Below are 6,919 nucleotides of genomic sequence, written 5' to 3'. Positions count from 1 at the left end.
TTACGCCTCTATCACCATGCCGTCATAGGCCGGTTCGACACCTTCGGGCAGTTCCTTGATCAATGTCTGGTAATCCAGGTCGACATGCATATTCGTTAATATCGCGCGCCGTGGTTTAAGCCGCTCGATCCATTTAAGCGCGGTTTCGAGGTTCACATGCGTCGGATGCGGCGTATAGCGCATCGCATCAACAATCCAGGTATCGACGCCGTTAAGGATTTCAAATCCGTGATCGTCGAGATTGACGAGATCGTTTGAATAGCCGATTTTCCCCATGCGAAAGCCAAGGCTCGTGATGCTGCCATGATCCTGATCGAACGGAATAAAGTCGATGTCGCCGATGCGGAACGGCCCGTTAATATAATGTTCCTGTAATATCGCCGGATACGGATTGCTGCCTTCCTGACGGAAGCAATAGTCGAAGCGCCGCATCAGGATATCGAGGGTTTTCTGATCGCTCCAGACGTTAACGCGTTCGCGGTTGCGAATGGCGAGCACGCGAAGCTCATCAATCCCGTGGCATTGATCGGCATGTTCATGGGTCCAGACGACCGCATCCAGCTTGCCAATATCTGCATCCAGAAGCTGCTCCCGGATATCCGGCGAGGTATCGATCAGGACCGTCGTCTCCTTCTCCTTCACCAGGATCGAGCAGCGGCGGCGGCGGTTTTTCGGTTCATTTGGATCGCAGGCGCCCCAGTCATTGCCGATGCGCGGAACCCCGCCGGAGGTGCCGCAGCCGAGGATCGTCACTTCCATTAGAGTTTCCGTTCTATCTTATTGAAAAGGTTAAAGAAATTATCCGTCGTGATGGCCGCAAGCCGGTCCGGGTCCAACCCTTTGAGTTCGGCGACTTTCGCGGCCGTATGGGCAACGAAGGACGGCTCATTCGTCTTGCCACGCTTCGGCACCGGCGCGAGATACGGGCTGTCCGTCTCAACCAACAATCTCTCGACAGGTATGTTTCGGACATGCTCGCGGAGTTCCTCGGCGGGCTTAAAGGTCACAATTCCGGAAATGGAGATATAAAATCCAATTTCCATCGATTTTTCAGCAACTTCCCAACCTGAGCTAAAGCAATGGATAACCCCTGTGAAAGGCCCCTTCTCGTACTCTTCATGCAAAATCTTAACGGTGTCCGCATCGGCGTCGCGTGTATGCACAATGATCGGCAGGCCCGTCTCTCGCGCGGCTTCGATGTGCAAGCGGAAGGATTTTTTCTGCAATTCCCGCGGTGCATGTTCATAGAAATAATCAAGGCCCGTTTCGCCAATCCCGACGACTTTCGGATGCGACGCCAATTCTATCAGCTTGGCCGCTGTGACCTCATCGCCTTCGCTTTCGGCCTCATGCGGATGCACTCCGACGGAACAATGGATATCGTCATATCGCTCGGCGATGGCCCGCACGGTGTCAAACTCACGAAGTTTCGTCCCGATGGTCAGCATATGGCCGACGCCGACCTCCCTCGCCCGTGCGACGACATCGTCCAACTGGCTGGAAAGCTGTTCAAAGTTCAAATGGCAATGGCTATCGACTAACATCAACTATCCGATTGTTCCTATTGTGATCTGCCCATGCGTTCTACATTCAAAAACAGGTTGAGTACAACCTGTTTGCGGTCGAGATTGATTGAATCCGCTCTTTTAATCAACTCATTCCCTTGTTCCCAAAGCTCGGCCCAGGCAGACGGCTGATGACGGGAGATCATCCGTCTCATAATATCCGTTTCACCGGGAACGAGGGTATTGCCGGTGAAATTTTCACTGGCGGCGCGCACAAGCCGGGTCAGCCACCAGGGATAAATCTCGCAGACACTCCGGTATTTTGTCTCGCCATCCTTCAGGCCGCTCTTGTCCGCCAGTGCGTGCAGTTTTTCGGCGTCAAGACGGGGATATTCCTTAAAAATATCAAGCAGAGCGGTAAAGATTTCAAGCCCCCCCGCCTCCAGCAGGCGAAGCGCCTTTCCGGGGCTTCCCTCCGCGAGGGTCAACAGCATATCAAGCTGTTCCGGTGACAGGGGTTCAGCGTGCGGCGCCAGGACTTTTCTCATATTCGCGTCATCAAGGGGGCGCAGCGCAAGCTGGCGGCAGCGGGAGCGGATGGTTGGGAGCAGGCCCGCCGGTGTGTGAGAAAGCAACAGGAACAGCGTTTTCTTCGGCGGCTCTTCCAGTGTTTTCAAGATTGCATTGGCGGCGCTTGGGTTCATATCGTCAACGGAATCAATGATGACGATCCGCCAGCTTCCTTCGGAGGCCGTGAGCTGGAAAAACGGGCTCAGGGCCCGGACATCGTCGACACGGATAGCCGTATAGAATTTCTTGCCCTTGGTATCATATTCCCGCCGGAGAACCGCAAGACCGGGGTGCGATCCTGCATGTATCAACGCAAGTGCCGGGTCGTCACCTGGCACATCGAGGGTCTCGGGCGGGCCGAACAGCCCCCCTCCTCCACTTGCTTGGGCACTCAACAGGAACTTTGCCGCGCGATAGGCGAAGGTTGCCTTGCCGACACCTCGGGCACCAGTGATCAACCAGGCATGATGAAACCGATCGCTTTGTGAATTCTCCAGGAACCGTGCCTCCGCCGCCTCATGGCCGATGAGGTGCTCCGTATCTTGCGGATGCGGGAATCCCTCCAGCTTGTCGGATTGCGGTAAGTCACTCACGACATCAGCCGCGCCGTCAGAATATCGCGCAGCTCCTGCTGGATGTCATCGACGGAGCGTGTCGCGTCAATAAGGACGCAACGATCCGGGTTCTGCCGCGCAATACTCTGAAAACCGTCGCGGAGCCGCTCGTGAAACTCAAGGTCCATCTTCTCGAAGCGGTCTTCGTTATGGGTGCGCCCCGTGGTACGACGAAGCCCCTCCTCTGCAGGCAGGTCGAAAATAAAGGTTAGATCCGGCACAAAGTCGCCGACCGTGAAATCATGGATTTTCTGAACGGCGTCCTCGCCGAGCTGATTGCCGTACCCTTGATAGGCCAAGGTGGAATCCGCAAACCGATCGGAGAGAACCCAGCGGCCTTCATCGAGGGCGGGCCAGATGGTGAGGCGCAAGTGATTTCTGCGGGAGGCATAGAAAAGCAATGTTTCCCCGATGGCATCCCAACGCTCCGGTTCTCCCGTCAGAATGAGCTCCCGGATTTCATCCGCGCCCGGTGCGCCGCCTGGCTCCCGCGTGAGCAGGCAATTGGTTTCTTTTGCTTGCAGAAATTCCGCGAGAAGACGGCTTTGCGTGGATTTTCCGCTTCCGTCCCCACCTTCAAGCGTGATGAATTTTCCAGAGCGCTTCGTCGTTTGCATCCTGCTTGCTTCGGCCTAGTTTGAGGAGGGGCCGAAAACGAGGTACTCAACGGCCGACGTCAGGCGCTTGAAGGCGCCGGGCCGGGTAATATCCTCAGTCGCGATCAGCGGGACTGTTACTGTTTCCAGCTCCGGGCCCTCCACGACCAGTTGGGCCACCGGTGTTCCTTTGATGATCGGCGCGGGGATCGGTTCGTTATAGACAACTTTTACCGTCATGGATTTGCGCGCTGCCCGCGAGAGGGTCACCGTCAGATCGGATTCCACGGTGAGCGGGACCGTATCTTCATTTCCCAGCCAGACCCGGGCATTGTCAACAACATCTCCGGCCTTGAACAGGGCGTAGTTATTGAACTCCCGAAAGGCCCATTCCATCAGCCGTTCGGATTCGCGGCTGCGTGCCTTTGCATTTTCAAGTCCGTTGACCACAACAATGATCCGCCGTCCATCCCGTTCCGCCGAGCCGACGAGGCCATAGCCGGATTCTTCCGTATGGCCAGTTTTGAGGCCATCTGATCCGTTGTTCTTATACAGTAGAGGGTTGCGATTCCCCTGCTTGATTTCGCTGAAAGTGAAGTCTTTTTCGGCAAATATCGGGTAGTATTCGGGAAAATCCTGAATGATATGCTTTGCCAGCAAACCGAGTTCCCGCGCTGTCATTTTATGGTTCGGGTCCGGCCAGCCCGTAGCATTCCGGAAGGTGCTTTTTTCAAGGCCAAGCTCCCGCGCGCGCGATGTCATGGCCTCGGCAAAGCCTTCCTCCGACCCGCCAAGCCCTTCGGCAACCACGATGCAAGCGTCATTTCCAGACTGAACAATAATTCCGCGCAGCAGGTCACCCACAGCAACCCGGGTATCCACCTCGACAAACATTTTCGATCCGCCTTTTTTCCAGGCTTTCTCGCTGACGGGCAGCGTATCCTCAAGCTTGAGGGATCCTTCCTTCAGACGCTCAAACACCATGGTCACGGTCATCAGCTTGCTCATCGAGGCTGGCGACATCAGCTCATCGGCATTTTTCTCCAGCAGAACCGCGCCGGTATTCATGTCAAAGACGAAGGCCTCCCGTGCCGGGGTCTCGATGCTTTGGGCCGCCGCGCTGCCCGCAAAGAGTGCGAGGCAGAGGCATAGGGCGGAGAAAAATGTCGTTGGTGAAGTTCTGTGTGTCATCGCACTCATGCTTTCGGTTTGTCTCATTCTTATTCTTAGGTTGATGGCAGCCAGCCAATTTACGATTTTTCCTAATACGGTAATTTGGCCAGTTTATGACCGGTTACTCGATAATAATCCGGGCATCCGTATGGCCGGTATTAATCAGGTTTTCCAGCACCTGATCTGCTCTGGCAATGTCCTGAACAGGGCCTAAGCGTACCCGGTAAAAATCCTGACCGTTTACCAGCACCTGGCTTACCTTCGTCGGTCCCATCGTTGAGAGCCGCGCGCTCAAAACATTGGCGTTGTTATAGTCGACAAACGCGCCCGCTTGTATAAAAATTTCACTTTCTGTGATTGGCGCGGCACTGACCACGGGGGATGGCGTGCTATAAGGCGTTGATGAGGCCAGCTGCGTCTTTGCCGGTGTACCCGTTGGCGCGGGAAGCTGTTCCACTTTCGGCAGGGGCGCTGCCTTGATGTTCGGTGGTGGTGCAAGCGTCCCTGAAACTATCTTGGCCTGCGGTGCGGCGGCAACGTTGTTTTTCTCACTCACTGGTGTTTCCGGCTTGGCAATGATGGACTGATCCAGGTTATCGCCGCCGTTAATGACCTGAACGCGGACCTTTGCGGTCCCCTTCTCCACCATGCCAAGAAGCTGGGCTCCCCGGTAGGACATATCAATGATCCGCGAATGGGCGAACGGGCCGCGATCATTGACCGTCACAATAATGGAGCGGCCGTTTTCCAGGTTCGTCACCCGTACATCGGTCGGAAGCGGCAGCGTCTTATGGGCGGCGGTGAGTTGATGCATATCGTAAACCGCACCATTGGCGGTCTTGCGGCCATGGAACGGCTCCCCATACCATGAAGCGATGCCGGTCTCGTCATACGCGTTATCCACTTTTGGATAATACCAGATGCCCGCCACCTCATAGGGCTTGCCAATCTTGGACTCGCCGCGATCGATGCCGTTGTTACCGACAGCAGAGTTACTCTTCTCATGGGAGGCGTGATACTTTTTTGCCCCATAGCTGAGCAGATTAACCTCGGAGCAGCCCCCGATCAGCAGTGTCGTTGCAAGAATGGCCAAAATTCCGGTATTGGGGATTAATTGCTTCATGGTACTGATACCTTTTACGCTACGCTTAACAAACATTTATCCGTCTCCGATCAGATCGGCGAGCTGGCCGACGGACATCGCAAAATACGTTGATCGGTTCCATTTCAGAATTGTCCGGTAATTATCATACACTAGGAACGTCTGCCCGTTGCCGCCCTTGGGCTGCACCAGCGACCCGACAAGCTGGCGAGAAGGAAGCGGGCTGCCGTCGGCCTTGGTCACGCCAAGTGTCTCCCACTCATCCATGGATTTGGCGATTTCCAGATCAACAAGGGAGAGGTCGAAATTTTTCGGAAGCCGGACCTCCCTGCCCCATGTCTGGTCATATTTCCAACCCGACCGCGACAGATAATTGGCGGCGGAGGCAAAGACGTCGGCCCTCGTCGTCCAGATGTCACGACGCCCATCTTCGTCATAGTCAACGGCGAAATTGACGAAGCTCGACGGCATGAATTGCGATTGCCCCATCGCCCCGGCCCAGGAGCCTTTCATATCCGCAAGTGTAATGTGGTTCTCATCAAGGATTTTGAGTGCGAGCAGCAATTCCTTCCGGAAATAGGCTGCGCGGCGGTTGTCATAAGCGAGCGTCGTCAGCGCATCGATCACGCTGAACCCGCCGGTATATTTGCCATAGCGGGTCTCGACCCCCCAAAGGGCCACAATAAACCGGGGCTGCACACCGAATTTGCGGCCCACTTCCTCCAGCACGGTGCGGTTTTCATTGAGCATGGCCTTGCCGGAATCGATGAGGGATTTTGGCAGCCTCTGCGCCATATATTCCTGGAAAGTCTGGACAACCTCGGGCTGTTTGCGGTCCAGCTTGACGACCTTCTCGATCAGCTTGACGTTGGCGAAGGCGTCATCAATCGTCGCCTGGCTGATGCCGTTCTCCCGCGCTTCGGCCTTCAGCTTGGGCAGCCATTGATCGAACGGTTCTTGCGCGGCAAAACTCGGTGTTGAAATAGCTATTAAGAAAATGCCGACCAAAGAGAAGATAAAATTACGCGCCGATTTCTTTACCATTGGAACTCCGATTTACTGATCTCTCCTTTTTGCCACAAATTCTGCGGATTCGCAACGGTTTCAGGCAGAAAAGACTTGATTTTTGCCGTGCTTTAAATGTGCCTGGGGAAATACGGAATTTAAAATCAAATATATTGACAGCACCGGGCCGGAACTTTAAACGATCAGGACTATTCGCAGCCGCAAGGGTCCGTGTATCGGCGCCTCACCGGGATCGCGTATGGAGGGTTGGCAGAGCGGTTGAATGCACTGGTCTTGAAAACCAGCAAGGGTGCAAGCCCTTCCGGGGTTCGAATCCCCGACCCTCCGCCACTT

The 6,919-nt window shown here is 55.2% G+C and carries 7 protein-coding genes and 1 tRNA gene; 1 reads left to right on the top strand and 7 read right to left on the bottom strand.

Translation table 11 applies throughout. From position 1 onward, the window contains the following. The 7 genes from P1U71_RS17385 to P1U71_RS17355 all read right to left on the bottom strand — a co-directional run bounded on the left by P1U71_RS17385 (position 1) and on the right by P1U71_RS17355 (position 6,604). Positions 1-759, bottom strand: a complete 759-nt coding sequence (locus P1U71_RS17385; RefSeq protein WP_301106939.1) for an MBL fold metallo-hydrolase — start codon at positions 757-759, stop codon at positions 1-3. After that, on the bottom strand, positions 759-1,544 hold the full coding sequence (locus P1U71_RS17380; RefSeq protein WP_301106938.1) for a TatD family hydrolase: 786 nt from the start codon (positions 1,542-1,544) through the stop codon (positions 759-761). The genes P1U71_RS17385 and P1U71_RS17380 overlap by 1 nt, the downstream gene beginning before the upstream one ends. Before the next feature lie 17 nt (positions 1,545-1,561). Next, a complete protein-coding gene (locus P1U71_RS17375) occupies positions 1,562-2,668 on the bottom strand; it encodes a DNA polymerase III subunit delta' (RefSeq protein ID WP_301106937.1) in 1,107 nt (368 codons plus the stop codon). Then, positions 2,665-3,306: a dTMP kinase gene (tmk, locus tag P1U71_RS17370; RefSeq protein ID WP_301106936.1), complete on the bottom strand. Its 642-nt coding sequence runs from the start codon at positions 3,304-3,306 to the stop codon at positions 2,665-2,667. The genes P1U71_RS17375 and tmk overlap by 4 nt, the downstream gene beginning before the upstream one ends. 15 nt (positions 3,307-3,321) lie before the next feature. Then, positions 3,322-4,485, bottom strand: a complete 1,164-nt coding sequence (locus tag P1U71_RS17365) for a D-alanyl-D-alanine carboxypeptidase family protein (protein ID WP_301106935.1) — start codon at positions 4,483-4,485, stop codon at positions 3,322-3,324. 94 nt (positions 4,486-4,579) lie between these two features. Then, entirely contained in the window at positions 4,580-5,581 is a 1,002-nt protein-coding gene (locus tag P1U71_RS17360; RefSeq protein ID WP_301106934.1) for a septal ring lytic transglycosylase RlpA family protein, read from the bottom strand. 36 nt (positions 5,582-5,617) lie between these two features. Further along, the gene (locus P1U71_RS17355) at positions 5,618-6,604 is read right to left on the bottom strand and encodes a lytic transglycosylase domain-containing protein (RefSeq protein ID WP_301106933.1); all 987 of its coding nucleotides are present in this window, start codon (positions 6,602-6,604) and stop codon (positions 5,618-5,620) included. Positions 6,605-6,826: 222 nt separating this feature from the next. On the opposite strand from P1U71_RS17355, the gene P1U71_RS17350 reads away from it, so the two are divergent. Next, positions 6,827-6,916, top strand: a tRNA-Ser gene (locus P1U71_RS17350). Positions 6,917-6,919 lie beyond the last annotated feature (3 nt).

Origin of the sequence: Sneathiella sp., assembly GCF_029233945.1 — a bacterium.
In the GTDB taxonomy this organism is placed as follows: Bacteria; Pseudomonadota; Alphaproteobacteria; order Sneathiellales; family Sneathiellaceae; genus Sneathiella.
The sequence above is the reverse complement of the archived record's forward strand: the minus strand, read 5'-3'. Positions and strand labels throughout refer to the sequence as shown.

Bases quoted from the DNA above. Each gene is read 5' to 3' on its own strand.
- P1U71_RS17385 (WP_301106939.1), bottom strand. From the start codon at position 759: ATGGAAGTGACGATCCTCGGCTGCGGCACCTCCGGCGGGGTTCCGCGC.
- P1U71_RS17380 (WP_301106938.1), bottom strand. From the start codon at position 1,544: ATGTTAGTCGATAGCCATTGCCATTTGAACTTTGAACAGCTTTCCAGC.
- tmk (WP_301106936.1), bottom strand. From the start codon at position 3,306: ATGCAAACGACGAAGCGCTCTGGAAAATTCATCACGCTTGAAGGTGGG.
- P1U71_RS17365 (WP_301106935.1), bottom strand. From the start codon at position 4,485: ATGAGTGCGATGACACACAGAACTTCACCAACGACATTTTTCTCCGCC.
- P1U71_RS17360 (WP_301106934.1), bottom strand. From the start codon at position 5,581: ATGAAGCAATTAATCCCCAATACCGGAATTTTGGCCATTCTTGCAACG.
- P1U71_RS17355 (WP_301106933.1), bottom strand. From the start codon at position 6,604: ATGGTAAAGAAATCGGCGCGTAATTTTATCTTCTCTTTGGTCGGCATT.